This is a genomic window from Helicobacter sp. MIT 14-3879 (genome assembly GCF_003364125.1).
On record NZ_NXLP01000209.1, the window covers coordinates 1 to 384 of the forward strand.

Below are 384 nucleotides of genomic sequence, written 5' to 3' on the forward strand. Positions count from 1 at the left end.
ATGAAAGTTTTTTTAAATACAAATCTAGTTTCTATCTCTCCTTTATCTCCAACAAAGATTCTTTAAGTGATGAATATTTACAAGCTAGAAAAGATTTATATAAAAGTGTAACAAAGATAAGAGAAGAGCAATTACAAAGAGATAAAGAAGAGATAGAAAACTTAGAACAAGCTTTGCAAGGTTTAGATTCTAAACAAAGAGAAGTAAAACTAAAAGAATTACAAAGAAAACAAGAAAAAGAATTAAAAGATAAGCAAAGACAAGCAAGATTCAATAACAATGAAAATTCCTATCTCTTAGAATCTCAAGATAAAAATAATATTATCATATTCCTAGATAAAATAAATCCTAAAGATTTAGAAAATAAAAATATTTATTCTAATT

General features: G+C 23.4%; 1 pseudogene. It reads left to right on the plus strand.

The features are described from left to right. A pseudogene (locus tag CQA44_RS12965) lies at positions 1–384 on the plus strand (hypothetical protein); the annotation flags it as partial.